Origin of the sequence: Synechococcus sp. SynAce01 (genome assembly GCF_001885215.1) — a bacterium.
GTDB lineage: Bacteria > Cyanobacteriota > Cyanobacteriia > PCC-6307 > Cyanobiaceae > Regnicoccus > Regnicoccus frigidus.
In genome coordinates this window covers 1,397,103-1,412,770 of sequence record NZ_CP018091.1, presented here as the reverse complement: position 1 = coordinate 1,412,770, position 15,668 = coordinate 1,397,103, and the positions used below count along the sequence as shown (strand labels likewise).

The window sequence follows — 15,668 nt, the reverse complement described above, 5'->3', positions numbered from 1 at the left end:
GAGACAGTCCAGGCATGGTTGGTCTCCATACCCGAACAGGCTCTCAGAGCCCCCTGGGAGCCTCTCAGGGCCCAGGGTGATAAAGTCAACCTCTTGATTGGGCTTTGAGCGTCTCTTGAAGCCCTCAGAACCTCGCTTTCCAATCTCAGCGTTCCCAATTCAGATGAATCTCGCCGATGGGGCTGGCGCAGATCTGGCCATCGCCGCTGGGGCTAGGGCCGTTTCCACCGACCGGCGCCAGCCGCTGAGCATCTGACCATGACCGATCCCTCCAGAATCGAGCACGCCTACGGCGCCGAGCAGATCCAGGTCCTTGAAGGGCTGGAACCGGTGCGCAAGCGCCCGGGCATGTACATCGGCACCACCGGGCCAAGGGGTCTGCACCACCTCGTTTATGAGGTGGTCGACAACTCTGTGGATGAGGCCCTCGCGGGCCATTGCGACGAAATCTTCGTTCGCCTCTGCGACGACGGCTCGGTGGAAGTCACCGACAACGGCCGCGGCATCCCCACCGACATCCATCCCCGCACCGGCAAGTCGGCCCTGGAAACGGTGTTGACCGTGCTGCACGCCGGCGGCAAGTTCGGCAGTGGCGGCTACAAGGTGTCCGGCGGTCTGCACGGGGTGGGCATCTCGGTGGTCAACGCCCTGAGCGAATGGGTGGAAGTCACCGTGCGCCGCCAGGGCCAGGTGCACCGCCAGCGCTTTGAGCAGGGCACACCGATCGGATTACTGCGCTCTGAAGCCGACAGCAGCGGCAAAACCGGCACAGCCGTGCGCTTCAAGCCCGACACCGAGATCTTCACCGTCGGCATCGTCTTCGACTACGCCACCCTCTCAGGACGCCTGCGCGAGCTGGCCTACCTCAACGGCGGGGTGCGGATCGTCTTCCGCGACGAAAGGGCGGCAGCCCTGAGCCCTGAGGGTGAAGCCCATGAGGAGATCTATCATTACGAAGGCGGCATTCGCGAATATGTGACCTACATGAATGCGGGCAAGGATCCTCTCCATCCCGACATCATCTACGTCAACAACGAGAAGGACGGCGTTCAGGTTGAAGCCGCCCTGCAGTGGTGCGTCGATGCCTACTCCGACAGCATCCTCGGCTTCGCCAACAACATCCGGACCGTCGATGGGGGCACCCATATCGAGGGCCTCAAAACGGTGCTCACCCGCACCTTCAACACCTTTGCCAAAAAGCGCGGCAAACGCAAAGACGCCGATTCCAATCTGGCCGGCGAGAACATCCGCGAAGGCCTCACCGCTGTGCTCTCGGTGAAGGTGCCGGATCCTGAATTCGAAGGCCAGACCAAAACCAAGCTCGGCAACACCGAGGTTCGTGGCATCGTTGACACGGTGGTGGGCGAATCGCTGATTGAATTTCTGGAATTCCATCCCCAGGTGATCGACCTGATCCTGGAGAAAGCGATCCAGGCCTTCAACGCTGCTGAGGCCGCGCGGCGTGCCAGGGAGCTGGTGCGGCGTAAATCGGTGCTGGAGAGCTCCACCCTGCCGGGCAAACTGGCTGACTGCAGCTCCCGCGATCCCTCCGAATCCGAGATCTACCTGGTGGAGGGCGACTCCGCCGGTGGTTCAGCCAAGCAGGGCCGGGATCGGCGCTTCCAGGCGATCCTGCCGCTGCGCGGCAAGATCCTCAACATCGAGAAAACCGACGATGCCAAGATCTATAAAAACACCGAAATTCAGGCCCTGATCACAGGCTTGGGCTTGGGCATCAAGGGGGAGGAGTTCAACGAATCGGCCCTGCGTTATCACCGCATCGTGATCATGACCGACGCCGATGTGGATGGCGCCCACATCCGCACCTTGCTACTCACCTTCTTCTATCGCTATCAGAAAACTCTGCTGGAAGGTGGCTACATCTACATCGCCTGCCCGCCTCTCTACAAAGTGGAGCGCGGTAAAAATCACACCTATTGCTACAACGAGCAGGATCTCAAAACCACCCTCGATGGTTTTGGCGGCAAGGCCAATTACACAATCCAGCGTTTCAAGGGCCTGGGCGAAATGATGCCCAAGCAGCTCTGGGAAACCACCATGGATCCAACGACCCGAACGATGAAGCGGGTCGAGATTGAAGATGCTGCCGAAGCCGATCGCATCTTCACAATCCTGATGGGTGACAAGGTGGCCCCGCGGCGGGAGTTCATCGAGGCCCACAGCGCCGAACTCGATTTCGCCCAGCTCGACATCTGATGGATTGGCGTCTGCCATGGGTGCTGGGGCTGGCCTTGATCGCTCCAGCAGCGTTGCCGGCCGGGGGCGGTGAGCGCCGCTCGCCGGAGCTGCGTCGGCGCCAGAGCAAAGATCCCCTCTTGGCCGCCGGGCCGCTGTCGCTGCGTTGCGCGCCCCAGCACTCCGCCCCTGTCCTGACCCAACTGCAGCGCAGCGAGCCCGTGCGGCTGCTGCGCACCTGGCGGGAACCCGGTGGCAACCGCTGGCTGCAGGTTCAAGCTTCCAGCCCCACGGTCGGCCAACCCCGCCGCGGCTGGCTGCCCGGATGATCACATGCCTGATTCTTGACCTGGCATAGCACCCTTCTGGTGGCACTCGGAGCGGTGCCGGGCGCCTGGCTGCGGTTGCGCCTGGTCAACCATTTCGAGCCGATGCTGCCCCGTCGGCACTGGGCCACCTTCGGAGTGAACGTGGGCGCCGCCTTCGCCCTCGGCTTGCTGGTCGCCCTGGTGCAGCGTGGCGGCCCGGACGGCCAAGAGCTGCTGCTGCTGATCGCCACCGGTTTCCTGGGCAGCTTGAGCACCTTCTCCACCTTGATGGTGGAAGTTCTGCAGAACCTGCGCCAGGGCCAACCCGGCGATGCGGCGCTGCTGGCAGCCGCCTCGGTGCTCGCCGGCGTCCTGGCCGTGCAGCTGGGCTTGCTTCTGGGAGCAGGCTGAGATGAAACGCCGCCTGCGCTTCGCCCTATGGGAACTGGGGCTGGTGGCCGCCGGTGCTGTGCCCGGCGCGATGCTGCGCTGGCGCCTGGGGGTGCAGATCGGGCCCCTCCTCGCCGACGGCGCCACCGGGGTAGCCGCAGCCAACCTGCTCTCCAATCTGCTGGGATCGTTCCTGCTCGGCGTGCTGGCCGGACCGATCCCCCGGCGAACTCCCCTGCTGCTGCTCGGCGGCATCGGCTTCTGTGGATCGCTCACCACCTTCAGCTCCTGGATGCTGGATCTGGTGCGCCTCAACGGCCAGGGTCAACCCCAAGAGGCCCAGGCCCTGCTGATCCTCAGCCTGGTGCTGGGCCTGGCCGCCGCCGCCGCCGGCCTGGCGACCAGCCGCTGGTTGTGGATCAGGCCGCCAGGGCCGCCTCGATCGCAGCGCTGAGCTCGGCGCTGTCGGGTTCAACGGCGCTCTTGAAGCGCCCCAGCACCGTGCCGTCACGGCCCACCAAGAACTTCTCGAAATTCCACTCCACGTCTCCGGCCGGCTCTACCTGGGTGAGCAGGTCGTAGGGGGCGGTCTTGTTCCCTTTGGCGTGAACCTTGTCGAACAGGGTGAAGTTGGCGCCGTAGGTGGTGGCGCAGAACTGCTGGATCTCGCTGAGGCTGCCGGGCTCCTGGGCGCCGAAGTCGTTGCAGGGGAAGCCGAGCACCTTCAGGCCGCGCGGGCCGTAGCTGTCCTGAAGCGCCTGCAGGCCGGCGTATTGGCGGGTGAAGCCACAACGGCTGGCCACATTGACAATCAGCAGCACCTCACCGCCGAGATCACCGAGCCGCTGCTCGCTGCCGATGGCGTTTTTCACCACCACGTCCGATACATTCACAGTCATGGGACCAAGTGCAGTCGAAGCGGACCCTAGGCGTTCGGGCTCTCCCCATACACTTCGGAAGGCTGCGATCCTCTGGGGCGATGAGCGAGGCAACCAGCGCCAGCAGTCCCACTGCGGCGGGAAACAACAGCCTGCAGGTGGCCGATGTGGTGGCCCGCCAATTGCAGGGCCTGCTCACGGCCGGCAATTATGACGGGGTCAAGCTGCTGCTGGAGCCGGTGCAGCCGGTGGACTGCGCCGAGGCGATCGGCCGCCTGCCCCGCACCCTGCAGGCCCTGGCCTTTCGGCTGCTGGTCAAAAACGAGGCGATTGAGGTCTACGAATATCTCGATCCCGGTGTGCAGCAGAGCCTGCTGGAGCGGCTGCGCTCCGGCGAAGTGCTGGAGCTGGTGGAGGAGATGTCACCAGACGACCGGGTGCGGCTGTTCGACGAGCTGCCGGCGAAGGTGGTGCGCCGGCTGTTGATGCAGCTCAGCCCGGCCGAGCGGCGCGTCACCGCCCAACTTCTGGGCTATGAGGCCGAGACGGCAGGCCGGCTGATGACCACCGAGTTCATCGACCTCAAGGAATTCCACAGCGCCGCCCAGGCCCTCGCCATTGTCCGCCGCCGGGCCCGCGAAACCGAGACCGTCTACAGCCTTTATGTCACCGATGGCTCCCGCCATCTCACCGGCATCCTCTCGCTGCGGGATCTGGTCACCGCCGAGCCCGACGACCGCATTGGCGATGTGATGACCCGGGAGTTGGTCAACGTGACCACCACCACCGACCAGGAAGAGGTGGCCCGGATCATCCAGCGCTACGACTTCCTGGCCGTGCCGGTGGTCGATCGGGAGGAGCGGCTGGTCGGGATCGTCACGGTCGACGACGTGATCGACGTGATCCAGCAGGAGGCCACCCGCGACCTCTACGCCGCCGGTGCCGTGCAGGCCGGCGACGAGGACGACTACTTCCAGAGCAACCTGTTCACCGTGGCCCGGCGCCGGGTGGTGTGGCTGCTGGTGCTGCTGGTGGCCAACACCGGCACCTCGGCGGTGATCGCCTCGAAGGAGGGGGTGCTGCAGGAGGTGGTGCGACTGGCCGCCTTCATCCCGCTGCTGATCGGCACCGGCGGCAACGTGGGCGCCCAGAGCTCCACGGTGGTGATCCGCGGCCTGAGCACCCAGCGGATCCAGGCCCTGGGCCTGTGGCGCACGGTGGGCCGCGAAGCGTTCTCAGGATTGCTGTTGGGCCTGCTGCTGGTGATCGTGGTGGTGCCCTGGGCCTGGCAGGTGGGCGGCGGCATGCTGGTGGCCACCGCCGCCGGCATCAGCCTGGTCTGCATCACCACCCTGGCGGCCACGGCCGGGGCGTCCCTGCCCCTGCTGTTTCACCGGCTGGGCCTGGATCCAGCCCTGATGTCGGCTCCATTCATCACCACCGCCACCGACGTGGCCGGGGTGTTCATCTACCTGCAGACCGCCTCCTGGCTGCTGAACCACGTGGGCCTGACCCCCTGAACGGTGGAAATCCGCAGGCTTCCTGAGAGTTGCTTCACACTTCTTCAGGTTAGGCTTTACACACGTTCTGGATTTCGCTGTGGTTGTCGCACTCTCGTTGGATCGCCCGTCCAAGTCCAAGGCTTTCTCAGAAGCGAAGCCTGGTTCGGAAACGAAGGCTGGTTCGCAGCCCAAGGCAGCTGCTGACGCCAAGCCCGCCACGGCCGGCCGCTCCATGCCTCCGGTGGATGGCGACTTAGTGCGCTCCTACCTGCGCGACATCGGCAGGGTGCCCCTGCTCAGCCATGAGCAGGAGATCACCCTCGGCCGCCAGGTTCAAGACCTGATGCGGCTCGAGGAAATGGAGCAGGAACTGGAAATCCGCAGCGGCGCCAAGCCGAGTTCGTTGGAGTGGGCCCAGGCCCTGGGCCTGAGTCAGCCCGTGCTCAAGCGCAAGCTGGCCTGCGGGCGCCGCGCCAAGGAGCGGATGGTGGCGGCCAACCTGCGCCTGGTGGTGAGCGTGGCGAAGAAATACACCAAGCGGAACATGGAGCTGCTCGACCTGATCCAGGAGGGCACGATCGGTCTGGTGCGCGGCGTTGAGAAGTTCGACCCCACCCGCGGCTACAAGTTCTCCACCTACGCCTACTGGTGGATTCGCCAGGGGATCACCCGGGCGATTGCCGAGAAGAGCCGCACGATCCGGCTGCCGATCCACATCACCGAAACGCTCAACAAGCTCAAGAAAGGTCAGCGTGAGCTGAGCCAGGAACTGGGCCGCACCCCGAGCCTGAGCGAGCTGGCGGTGTCGGTGGAGCTGCCGGAGGAGGAAGTGAAGGAACTGCTCTGCCGGGCGCGGCAACCGGTGAGCCTGGAAACAAAGGTGGGCGACGGCGAAGACACCGAGCTGCTCGATCTGCTGCAGGGCGATGGCACCCTGCCCGAGGAAAACGTCGATAACGAGTGCCTACGCGGTGACATGCGGGCGCTGCTGGAGCAACTGCCGGAGCTGCAGCGCGATGTGCTGAAGATGCGCTACGGCATGGACGTGGAGGAGCCGATGAGCCTCACCGGCATCGGCCGCATCCTGGGCATGAGCCGTGATCGGGTGCGCAACCTGGAGCGGGATGGCCTCGTGGGCTTGCGGCGCCTGAGCGCCTGCGTGGAGGATTACGCGGCCAGCTGATCGTTCCCCTGCCATGGACAGCAGCACCGAAGTTCTCGCCCTCTTCCCGCGCTACGTGCTCAAGAGCCGGCTGTCCGTGCCCCTGCTCGCTGAGCTGCTGCAACTGGGAGTTCAGGTGCTGGAGCGCCCCGAGCAGAGCCCCGATGCTTCCACCAAGCTGGCCGGTCAGCTGGCCCAGCAGCGGGAGCTGGGCCCCCAGCACCCCTGTATTCAGGCCCTCTGCGCCGAAGTGATTCTGCCGGCCTGTGAGCACTGGATCCGCCATGTGATCGACCGCCAGCCGCCCCAGGGTCGGGGGCCGTGGACGCCTGGCCGCTACCGGCTGCAGATGATCGATGTCTGGCTCAATTCCCAGGTGGCGGGGGATTACAACCCGATGCACACCCACGGTGGCTCCTTCTCCGGTGTGATCTTCCTTAAGGTGCCGCCCCAGATCCACAACGACAGCTTCGACGGCCAGCTCTGTTTTCACGGCCCCGAGGAGTGGCACATCCAGAGCTTTCGCACCGGCATGGCCCAATACATGCTGCCGGTGGCCGGCGAGCTGTATGTGTTCCCCGCCTGGCAACCCCATTCGGTGCCGCCCTTCCGTGGCGACGGCGAGCGCTGGTCTCTGGCCTTCAACGTGGTGGCCGTGCCAACGCCGGCGCAGCCTGCTGGGCCGGCACCGGCCGCTGCTACCAATATCTCCCTCTCCAGCTCGCGGCAACGGCCCGGGGGGTTTGCCTGAGGGTTCATCGCGTCAGCCGTGCGGCAGCGCTCTACGGGCGGCGGGTGAACTGATACCCCTCGTAGAGGAAGCCACTCACCTGCCCGTTGGCATCGGTTTGGAACGGCACATCCACCGATGAGGAGATCACTCCGGGCCAGAGCAACTGGAAGGTATCGCCGTTCCAGGGCGTCAACGAACCGCGGTAGTCGGCTGGCCCCGCCAGCACTTGCAGGGCCCCATCGCGCTGGGCCACGGTCCAGGAGCCGAACAGATCGTTGACATAGGTGCCGGTGTAGGCCGGCAGGGGCAACGAGGGGGGCTTTGAGTTGGTGGGCTTCACTTCGACAGCCAGAAGGAGGCTTTCGAGCTCGTTGGCCTTGGCCCTGATCTCCGGCTGCATGTCGGGTTCGCCCGGTCGGCCGAAGGCCTGCTGCAGCAGGGCGGCGCGCACCGCTTCCGGCAAGGCCGTGAGGTTGCGGTTGGCCACGATCGCCACGGCGAAGCGCTTCTGGGGCACCACCAGCAGCAGGGTGCGCACGCCATCGAGGGCGCCGCCCTTCTCCAGCACCTTCAGGCCGTTGTATTGATACACGCCCCAGCCGGGGGAGTAGTCGAAGCCGGAGTGTTCATCGATCGGGGGAAACTCGGCGAAGCCGGGCTCTTCGGCGATCACCGGCTCGAACAGATCCTTCACGGCCTGCTCCGAGAGCACCCGCTGGCCGCCCAGCTCGCCGCCCCGGGCCAGCATCGCCACGAAGCGACCGAGGTCGTTGGCGCTGCTGGCGAAGCCGCCGGCGGGGATGAACACACCGCTCAGGTTCGGGGGCACCACCTGCAGGCGATCCCCCACCAATGCGTGGGAACGGCTCACATCCGTCAGCGCGCCGCTCTGGCCCGGCCGCTCACCGATCAGGGCCGAGGCGATGCCCGTGCGGGTCATGGCCAGCGGCTGGAAGATCAAGTTGCGGCTGAGATCGGTGAAGGGCTGGCCGCCGGCCGCTGCCGCCAGTTCGCCGGCAAGGAAAAAGCCGATGTTGGAATAGGCAGGACGGTCGCGGAAGCTGGTGGCTGGCTTCACGTAGCGGATGCGGCGCAGCACATCGCGGGGCTCGTAGCCGAGATGGTCGAAGAGGTCGCCGAAGAAGGCCGGAAAGCCGGCGCGGTGGCTCAGCAGGTCGCGGACGTTCACCCACTGGCCGGCGTAGGCGTCCTGGAGGCGGACGTTCGGTAACAGTTCCACCATCGGCTGCTCCCAGGCCAGCTGCTTGCGATCCACCAAAGCCGCCACCGTGGCGGCGGTGAAGGTCTTGGACACGCTGGCCAGTTGAAACACGGTGTCGGCGCTGGTGGGCGCGCCGGTGGCGAGATCGCGAACCCCGAAGCCCTCGACCATCACCAGCCGGCCGTCCTGCACCAGGGCGATCGCCATCCCGGGCACCGCGTAGGTGTTGAGCGCCCAGCGGCTGATTCGCCTTGCCGCTGCGGCATCCACGCCCTTGCCTGGGGCAAAGCCCGGCAGACCCTCGGCGGCACGGACAGGGATGAAGAAGGAGGCGAAGGCCGTGGCAAAAGCTGTGGCCAAGGCGGTAGCCAGAGCCAGGGTGGCGCCACACAAGGGCGGCAAGGCCCTGCCTAGCGAGCGGGATGTCGTTGGTCGTCGAATGGAACGCAGCCCATGGCTGCGGGAGTCAGGCCAGATTCCGGCAATGAGCGCTGGCACCAAGGCCTCCAAGCCAAAGAGACCAACCCTACGAACACCTTTTCAGTTGGCCCCTACGTTGGGCTTGTGATGGCGGCTGGGAAGGGGTCTTGGAGCAGGCCCCGTCACTGCGCGCTTTGTTGCTGGCCTGGTGGGAGGCGAACGGTCGCCACGACATCCCCTGGAAACTGAGGCCCGACGGCCAGCGGCCTGGCGATGGGGAGCCCCTGCCCGCCTACCCGCTCTGGGTGGCTGAGGTGATGCTGCAGCAGACCCAGCTGGCGGTGGTGCTGCCCTTCTGGCGGCGCTGGATGGCCGCCTTCCCCACCCTCGCGGCGCTGGCTGGCTCAGGCGAGCACGACGTGCTGATGCTCTGGCAGGGCCTGGGCTATTACGCCCGGGCCCGGCGACTGCAGCAGGGGGCAAGCCAGCTGCTGGCAGCGGGGCTGGACGGCGATCAGGCCTCGGCGGTCGATCCCTGGCCGCGGCAGCTGGAGGGTTGGCTGGCGTTGCCGGGAATCGGCCTCAGCACCGCCGGCAGCATCCTCAGCTCCGCCTACAACCTGCCGTTTTCGATCCTCGATGGCAACGTGCAACGGGTGCTGGCGCGACTGACCGCCAGCCCCCGGCCTCCGCAGCGGCAGCTGGCCGGGTTCTGGCAACTCAGTGATTCACTGCTCGACCCGCAGCGGCCCCGGGCGTTCAACCAGGCCCTGATGGACCTGGGCGCCACGGTCTGCACGCCCCGCCAACCCGCCTGCGACCGCTGCCCCTGGCAGGGGCACTGCGCTGCCTACGCTGCCGGCGATCCCGCTGCTTACCCCGTGAAAGACGCCACGAGACCCTTGCCGTTTCAGGTGATTGGCGTGGGCGTGGTGCTGGATGCCGGCGGCAGGGTGCTGATCGATCAACGCCTAGATGTGGGGCTGCTGGGCGGGCTGTGGGAGTTCCCCGGCGGCAAGCAGGAAGCCGGCGAAGCGATCACCGCCACGATCGGGCGGGAGCTGGCCGAGGAGCTGGGGATCACGGTGGAGGTCGGCGAAGAGCTGATCACCCTGGAGCACATCTACAGCCACAAGCGGCTGCGTTTCATCGTCCATCTCTGCCGCTGGTGCTCCGGTGATCCCCGCCCGTTGGCCAGCCAACAGGTGCGCTGGGTGGAGCCGGAGCAGCTGGCCGACTTTCCCTTCCCCGCCGCCAACAGCCGGATCATGGCGGCCCTGTTAGAGCAGCTGGGCCGAAGCAGCGCTACTTAAAGGCAGTAAATGAAGCAGTGAATCCAGCCATGCTGGGCGCTCACACCTTGCCTGCTGATGAACCGGTGTTCGCCCCCCCAGGTGCTCTGTTTCGGTGAGGCCCTGATCGACCGGCTCGGGCCGCTGGGGGGTGATCCGGCCAGCGATCGCCCGCTGCAGGATTGCCTCGGCGGGGCCCCGGCCAACGTGGCCTGCGCCCTGGCCCGGCTCGGCAGCGGCGCCGCCCTGATCGGCCGGCTCGGCAACGACGGCATCGCTGCAGCCTTCAACCAGCTTTTCGCCGAACGCGGCGTCGACACCACCGCCCTGCAGAGCGATCCGCTCCGGCCCAGCCGCATCGTGCTGGTACGCCGTGATGCCGATGGCGAGCGCAGCTTCGGTGGCTTCAGCGGCGATCAAGGCGCTGGCTTCGCCGACCAGGCGATCGAGGCCGCGGCCCTGGCGTCGCCCCTGGAGCCACTGCTGGAAGGGGCCAGGTGGTTGCTGATCGGCACGATCCCCCTGGCCAGCCCAGCCTCCGCCGCTGCGCTGCAGCTGGCGATTGATCGGGCCTCCGCCCGCGGCGTGGCCCTGGCCATCGATCTGAACTGGCGACCCACCTTCTGGAGCTGTGGGGCCGCTGAGGCCCTCGAATCGATCCGGCCCCTGCTCAGCCACGCCGCCCTGCTCAAGTTCTCCGCCGAAGAGGCCGACTGGATCGCCGGCAGCCGGGATCCGGCCGCGATCAGCGCCGGCCTACCCCAGAAGCCTGCGGTGATCGTCACCGACGGCGCCAACGGCCTGGCCTGGTGGCTGGGCGGCCAGGCCGGCTCGATGGCGGCCTTCAAGCTGGAGGTGGTCGACACCACCGGCGCCGGCGACGCCTTCCTGGCCGGCCTGCTGCATCGCCTCTGCCTGGATCCAAGCCTGCTCACTGCTGCCGAAAACACCACCGCCAATCCCGATGGGGTGCGGCAGGCCATGCGCTTCGGGAGTGCCTGCGGGGCCCTGGTCTGCGCGGGGTCCGGCGCGATCGAGCCCCAGCCCAGCGCGGCAGAGGTAGAAACCTTTTTGCAGCAGTTCTCTGCAGACAGCAGCGGGGCTAACCCAGAGAATCCGCCGGCGTGATCAGGGCATGGCGGCCTTCGCCTCCATGGAACAGTTCCACCGTCCAGGCCAGCGCGGGCGGCTGGCTCAGGCGCTCGGGCCATTCCACCGCCAGCAGGGCACCAAGCGACTGGGCTTCTTCCTCTTCCTGGGCGAACAACTCATCGGCGGAAGCGGCCTGCTCCAGGCGGTAGAGGTCAAGATGGACGAGATGGCTGATACGGCCCTCGCGGCGGCCGCTGTAGTGCTGGGCGAGGGCGAAGCTCGGGCTGGTGACAGGCTCCTCGATGCCCAGGGCGGCTGCCAGCCCCTGAACCAGGCTGGTCTTGCCGGCCCCCAGCTCGCCCTTGAGCAGCAGCAGCGGCCGCGGTGGCTCCAGCTCCAACAGCCACACCGCCAGCTCACTGCCCAAGGCGCGCGTGGCCGCAAGGTCGGCCAGAACCAGGTCGGCCCGAAACCGTGTGCCTGTCTCCAGGCTCACCGAGGTCCCTGTAGATTCGCCAGAAGCGAGCCCGAAGCCTCGGCGTCTCTGCAGATATTCCCCGTCCACTTCTTCCTCCCGAATGGGAGCTATCCCACCATGGTGGCTGCACCTACCTCTGTGCTGTCTGACGCCGCAACGGCCGCAACAGCAACGCCCGCAACAGCAACGACTGCATCCGGCCTCCCGGCCCCCTCGTCCTATGTGATCGCCGACCTCGGCCTTGCCGACTGGGGACGAAAAGAACTGGCCATCGCCGAAACCGAGATGCCGGGGCTAATGGCCCTGCGCCGGAAGTACGGCACCGAACAACCGCTGAAGGGAGCCCGGATCGCCGGCAGCCTCCACATGACGATTCAGACGGCCGTTCTGATCGAAACGCTCACAGCCCTGGGCGCCGAGGTGCGCTGGGCCTCCTGCAACATCTTCTCCACCCAGGACCACGCCGCTGCGGCGATGGCGGCAGCGGGCATTCCCGTGTTCGCCTACAAGGGCGAAACCCTTGACGAATACTGGGCCTTCACCCACCGGATCCTGGAGTGGGGCGACGGCGGCACGCCGAACATGATTCTCGACGACGGCGGTGATGCCACCGGCCTCGTCGTGCTCGGCACTAAGGCGGAGCAAGACCTCTCCGTGCTCGATAACCCCGGCAGCGAAGAGGAGATCGCCCTGTTCGCCTCGATCCGGGCGCGGTTGGCGGTTCAGCCGGGCTTCTATTCCCGCATCCATGCCCAGATCCAGGGCGTAACCGAGGAAACCACCACCGGCGTGGCTCGCCTGTACCAGATGCAGAAGGCTGGTGAGCTGCCGTTCCCGGCGATCAACGTCAACGATTCAGTCACCAAGAGCAAGTTCGACAACCTCTACGGCTGCCGCGAATCCCTGGTGGATGCGATCAAGCGCGCCACCGATGTGATGGTGGCGGGCAAGGTGTCGCTGGTGATCGGTTACGGCGATGTGGGCAAGGGTTCGGCCCAGTCGCTGCGGGGCCTGGGCTCCACGGTGATGATCGCCGAAGTGGATCCGATCTGCGCCCTGCAGGCGGCCATGGAGGGCTACCGGGTGGTGCGGCTCGAAGAGGTGGTCGGCGATGTCGACATCTTCGTGACCGCCACGGGCAACTTCCAGGTGATCGGCCATGAGCACATGCTGCGCATGAAGGATCAGGCCATCGTCTGCAACATCGGCCACTTCGACAACGAAATCGATGTGGCCTCGCTGAAGCAATACGAATGGGACACGATCAAGCCCCAGGTGGATCATGTGATCTTCCCCGATGGCAAGCGGATCATCCTGCTCGCCGAAGGCCGGCTGGTGAACCTGGGCTGCGGCACCGGCCACCCAAGCTTCGTGATGAGCAACTCGTTCACCAACCAGGTGCTGGCCCAGATCGAGCTTTTCACCAAACCCGACGCCTACGGCAAGGAGGTCTATGTGCTGCCCAAGCACCTCGATGAGATGGTGGCCCGTCTCCACCTCGAGAAGATCGGCGCCAAGCTCACCGAACTCAGCCAGCAACAAGCCGATTACATCGCCGTGCCGGTGGAGGGCCCCTACAAGCCCGAGCACTACCGGTATTGATGGGCCTTGCTGAACTGGTCCAGAAACTGCCCGAACTGATCGGTGCAGCGGTGGAAGCCAATCCATGGGCGGGTTATGGCGCGATTTTTCTCGCCATGTTTCTCGAGAATCTCTTCCCGCCCATTCCCTCGGAACTGATCATGCCCCTCGGGGGCTTCTACGTGCACCAAGGCCAGCTGGCCCTGGTGCCGGTGGTGTTGGCCGGCCTGCTCGGCACCGTGCTCGGGGCCCTGCCCTGGTACGGCATCGGCCGGCTGGTCAATGAGGAGCGCATCGAGCACTGGCTCGATCGCCACGGCCGCTGGATCGGTGTGCGCTCCGAGGAATTGCGCCGCAGCCGCGCCTGGTTCAGCCGCCACGGCACCGCCCTGGTGTTCTGGGGCCGGCTGGTACCCGGCATTCGCACCCTGATTTCCGTGCCAGCGGGCATCGAAATGATGCCGATGGTGCCGTTCCTGATCTGGACGACTGCTGGCAGCCTGATCTGGACCGTGCTGCTCACCGTGGCCGGCATCCTGCTGGGTGAGGGCTACACCAACGTGGAGGTGTGGATCGAGCCGGTGGCCCAGGTGATCAAGGTGGCGGTGGTGATCGGCGGGCTCGCCCTCGTTGTGTGGCTCGGGCTGCGGGTCTGGCGCCAACGCCAGAACATCCACAACCACTAACCCTTTGCTTCTCCCACCTGCAACCCCGCTGCTTCAGAACGGAACTTCCTGGTCGCTCGGCTCACCCTGGTAGCTCGATCCTCCACTGGGGCCGCCATCGCCATAGGCGCCCTGGTCGGAATCGCGCTTGGAGCCCAGCAGTTCGAGCCGGTCAACCCGCACCACCGGCTTGGAGCGTTCCTCGCCGCTGCTGCGATCGGTCCAGCGGTCGAGCTTGAAGCTGCCGATGATGCCGAGCAGGGAGCCTTTACGCACATAGTCGGCGGCCACCTGTGCCTGCTTACCCCAGATCTCGAGGTTGAACCAGTCGGGTTCGTCGTCGCGGCTGCGGCGGTTCACCGCCAGGGTGAGGTTGGCCACCACTGTGCCGGATTCGAAGTAGCGCACTTCGGGATCACGGCCGGCACGGCCGACGAGGGTTATGGAATTGACACCCATGGGGTTCTCCTTGGACGGGGGCTAGAGGTTGATTGGATCAATGATGCGCCATTGGTTCAAGGCGCTTCACTCCGCAGGTTCCACCCTTTGACCCGGATGTATCAGAAACGGGTTTCAGCCAGGTTTTCAGCGAAGGGTTCGGGCTCCATCGCCAGCGCACGGCGGGCCTGAACAGCTGGCGCTGACGTAGGCCAAGCACTCGATCCTTCACTCCTATGATTCGCGCCGCAGTGCGGCACATCCGTGTTTTTCAGACGGTTCCAGCTCTCCCGTGACATCGGCATCGATCTGGGAACGGCCAACACACTGATGTATGTGTCCGGCAAGGGGATCGTGCTGCAGGAGCCCTCGGTGGTGGCCCTGGATCTCGAGCGCGGCATCCCCCTGGCGGTGGGCGATGAGGCCAAGTTGATGCTCGGCCGCACCCCCGGCAACATCCGGGCGGTGCGGCCGCTGCGCGATGGCGTGATCGCCGACTTCGACGCCGCCGAGATGATGATCAAGACCTTCATCCGCAAGGGCAACGAGGGTCGCGGCATCGTGGCGCCCCGGCTGGTGATCGGCATCCCCAGCGGCGTCACCGGCGTCGAGCGGCGGGCCGTGCGCGAGGCCGGTTTGGCCGGGGCCAGGGAGGTGCATTTGATCGACGAACCGGTGGCAGCCGCGATCGGCGCCGGCCTGCCGGTGACCGAACCGGTCGGCACTTTGATCGTGGACATCGGCGGCGGCACCACCGAAGTGGCCGTGTTGAGCCTCGGCGGCACGGTGGTCAGCGAGTCGGTGCGGGTGGCGGGCGATGAAATCAGTGACGCCATCAGCGTCTATCTCAAGAAGGTGCACAACCTGGTGGTGGGCGAACGCACCGCCGAGGAGATCAAGATCCGGATCGGCTCGGCCTTCCCCGACGACGCCCACGACAACGGCTCGATGGACGTGCGCGGCCTGCACCTGCTCTCGGGCCTGCCCCGCACGATCAATATCCGCGCCGGCGACATCCGCGAGGCGATGGCCGATCCGCTCAACGTGATCGTGGAGGCGGTGAAGCGCACCCTGGAGCGCACCCCGCCCGAGCTCGCCGCCGACATCGTCGATCGAGGAATCATGCTCGCCGGCGGCGGCGCTCTGGTGCGCGGCATCGGTGATCTGATCAGCCACGAAACCGGCATCCTCACCCACGTGGCCCAGGACCCCCTGCTCTGCGTGGTCAACGGCTGCGGTCAGGTGCTTGAGGATTACAAGCGACTGGAGCGGGTTCTCGACACCCCTAGCTTCAGCCGCCTCTCCAGCTGA

16 protein-coding genes are annotated in these 15,668 nt (G+C 66.1%); 12 read left to right on the top strand and 4 right to left on the bottom strand.

What is annotated here, in order from left to right:
* Window positions 1–258: 258 nt before the first annotated feature.
* The 4 genes from gyrB to BM449_RS07395 are packed head-to-tail and all read left to right on the top strand — an operon-like array spanning window position 259 to window position 3,348.
* Entirely contained in the window at window positions 259–2,217 is a 1,959-nt protein-coding gene (gene gyrB / locus BM449_RS07410) for a DNA topoisomerase (ATP-hydrolyzing) subunit B (RefSeq protein WP_071800703.1), read from the top strand.
* Window positions 2,217–2,525, top strand: coding sequence for a hypothetical protein (locus tag BM449_RS07405; protein WP_071800702.1), 309 nt, complete (start codon window positions 2,217–2,219; stop codon window positions 2,523–2,525). The genes gyrB and BM449_RS07405 overlap by 1 nt, the downstream gene beginning before the upstream one ends.
* Before the next feature lie 15 nt (window positions 2,526–2,540).
* The gene (locus BM449_RS07400; protein ID WP_071800701.1) at window positions 2,541–2,915 is read left to right on the top strand and encodes a CrcB family protein; all 375 of its coding nucleotides are present in this window, start codon (window positions 2,541–2,543) and stop codon (window positions 2,913–2,915) included.
* A gap of 1 nt (window position 2,916) precedes the next feature.
* On the top strand, window positions 2,917–3,348 hold the full coding sequence (locus tag BM449_RS07395) for a CrcB family protein (RefSeq protein WP_071800700.1): 432 nt from the start codon (window positions 2,917–2,919) through the stop codon (window positions 3,346–3,348).
* Here the strand turns inward: BM449_RS07395 and BM449_RS07390 are convergent.
* The gene (locus tag BM449_RS07390; protein WP_071800699.1) at window positions 3,314–3,793 is read right to left on the bottom strand and encodes a glutathione peroxidase; all 480 of its coding nucleotides are present in this window, start codon (window positions 3,791–3,793) and stop codon (window positions 3,314–3,316) included. The genes BM449_RS07395 and BM449_RS07390 overlap by 35 nt on opposite strands.
* 80 nt (window positions 3,794–3,873) lie before the next feature.
* Between BM449_RS07390 and mgtE the strand changes: the two genes are divergently transcribed.
* From mgtE to BM449_RS07375, 3 genes are all read left to right on the top strand, one after another.
* The gene (gene mgtE / locus BM449_RS07385; protein WP_071800698.1) at window positions 3,874–5,292 is read left to right on the top strand and encodes a magnesium transporter; all 1,419 of its coding nucleotides are present in this window, start codon (window positions 3,874–3,876) and stop codon (window positions 5,290–5,292) included.
* A gap of 214 nt (window positions 5,293–5,506) precedes the next feature.
* Window positions 5,507–6,457, top strand: a complete 951-nt coding sequence (locus BM449_RS07380) for an RpoD/SigA family RNA polymerase sigma factor (protein ID WP_071802072.1) — start codon at window positions 5,507–5,509, stop codon at window positions 6,455–6,457.
* Window positions 6,458–6,470: 13 nt separating this feature from the next.
* Window positions 6,471–7,187: a putative 2OG-Fe(II) oxygenase gene (locus BM449_RS07375; RefSeq protein WP_071800697.1), complete on the top strand. Its 717-nt coding sequence runs from the start codon at window positions 6,471–6,473 to the stop codon at window positions 7,185–7,187.
* 31 nt (window positions 7,188–7,218) lie between these two features.
* Here BM449_RS07375 and BM449_RS07370 read toward each other — a convergent pair whose 3' ends face one another.
* Window positions 7,219–8,751: a serine hydrolase gene (locus BM449_RS07370; protein WP_145536875.1), complete on the bottom strand. Its 1,533-nt coding sequence runs from the start codon at window positions 8,749–8,751 to the stop codon at window positions 7,219–7,221.
* Window positions 8,752–8,978: 227 nt separating this feature from the next.
* Between BM449_RS07370 and BM449_RS07365 the strand changes: the two genes are divergently transcribed.
* Together BM449_RS07365 and BM449_RS07360 are read left to right on the top strand one after the other, a co-directional pair.
* Window positions 8,979–10,124 carry an A/G-specific adenine glycosylase gene (locus BM449_RS07365; protein ID WP_071800695.1) on the top strand — a complete coding sequence of 382 codons (1,146 nt, stop codon included), beginning with the start codon at window positions 8,979–8,981 and terminating at the stop codon, window positions 10,122–10,124.
* A 57-nt stretch (window positions 10,125–10,181) separates the two neighbouring features.
* Window positions 10,182–11,231 (top strand): carbohydrate kinase, encoded by a 1,050-nt coding sequence (locus BM449_RS07360; protein WP_071800694.1) that lies wholly within the window; start codon window positions 10,182–10,184, stop codon window positions 11,229–11,231.
* Here BM449_RS07360 and tsaE read toward each other — a convergent pair.
* Window positions 11,206–11,691: a tRNA (adenosine(37)-N6)-threonylcarbamoyltransferase complex ATPase subunit type 1 TsaE gene (gene tsaE, locus BM449_RS07355; protein ID WP_233830555.1), complete on the bottom strand. Its 486-nt coding sequence runs from the start codon at window positions 11,689–11,691 to the stop codon at window positions 11,206–11,208. The genes BM449_RS07360 and tsaE overlap by 26 nt on opposite strands.
* Before the next feature lie 99 nt (window positions 11,692–11,790).
* On the opposite strand from tsaE, the gene ahcY reads away from it, so the two are divergent.
* Together ahcY and BM449_RS07345 are read left to right on the top strand one after the other, a co-directional pair.
* Entirely contained in the window at window positions 11,791–13,275 is a 1,485-nt protein-coding gene (ahcY, locus tag BM449_RS07350) for an adenosylhomocysteinase (protein ID WP_083544453.1), read from the top strand.
* A complete protein-coding gene (locus BM449_RS07345) occupies window positions 13,275–13,940 on the top strand; it encodes a DedA family protein (RefSeq protein ID WP_071800692.1) in 666 nt (221 codons plus the stop codon). The genes ahcY and BM449_RS07345 overlap by 1 nt, the downstream gene beginning before the upstream one ends.
* 33 nt (window positions 13,941–13,973) lie before the next feature.
* Here BM449_RS07345 and BM449_RS07340 read toward each other — a convergent pair whose 3' ends face one another.
* On the bottom strand, window positions 13,974–14,378 hold the full coding sequence (locus BM449_RS07340) for a single-stranded DNA-binding protein (protein ID WP_071800691.1): 405 nt from the start codon (window positions 14,376–14,378) through the stop codon (window positions 13,974–13,976).
* Between the two features lie 243 nt (window positions 14,379–14,621).
* Between BM449_RS07340 and BM449_RS07335 the strand changes: the two genes are divergently transcribed.
* Complete coding sequence (locus tag BM449_RS07335; protein ID WP_071800690.1) at window positions 14,622–15,668, top strand: rod shape-determining protein; 1,047 nt, start codon at window positions 14,622–14,624, stop codon at window positions 15,666–15,668.

Coding starts and splice junctions, on each gene's coding strand:
- BM449_RS07405 (WP_071800702.1), top strand. CDS start 2,217: ATGGATTGGCGTCTGCCATGGGTGCTGGGGCTGGCCTTGATCGCTCCA.
- BM449_RS07340 (WP_071800691.1), bottom strand. CDS start 14,378: ATGGGTGTCAATTCCATAACCCTCGTCGGCCGTGCCGGCCGTGATCCC.
- ahcY (WP_083544453.1), top strand. CDS start 11,791: ATGGTGGCTGCACCTACCTCTGTGCTGTCTGACGCCGCAACGGCCGCA.
- BM449_RS07375 (WP_071800697.1), top strand. CDS start 6,471: ATGGACAGCAGCACCGAAGTTCTCGCCCTCTTCCCGCGCTACGTGCTC.
- BM449_RS07360 (WP_071800694.1), top strand. CDS start 10,182: ATGAACCGGTGTTCGCCCCCCCAGGTGCTCTGTTTCGGTGAGGCCCTG.
- mgtE (WP_071800698.1), top strand. CDS start 3,874: ATGAGCGAGGCAACCAGCGCCAGCAGTCCCACTGCGGCGGGAAACAAC.
- BM449_RS07395 (WP_071800700.1), top strand. CDS start 2,917: ATGAAACGCCGCCTGCGCTTCGCCCTATGGGAACTGGGGCTGGTGGCC.
- gyrB (WP_071800703.1), top strand. CDS start 259: ATGACCGATCCCTCCAGAATCGAGCACGCCTACGGCGCCGAGCAGATC.
- BM449_RS07380 (WP_071802072.1), top strand. CDS start 5,507: ATGCCTCCGGTGGATGGCGACTTAGTGCGCTCCTACCTGCGCGACATC.
- BM449_RS07390 (WP_071800699.1), bottom strand. CDS start 3,793: ATGACTGTGAATGTATCGGACGTGGTGGTGAAAAACGCCATCGGCAGC.
- BM449_RS07345 (WP_071800692.1), top strand. CDS start 13,275: ATGGGCCTTGCTGAACTGGTCCAGAAACTGCCCGAACTGATCGGTGCA.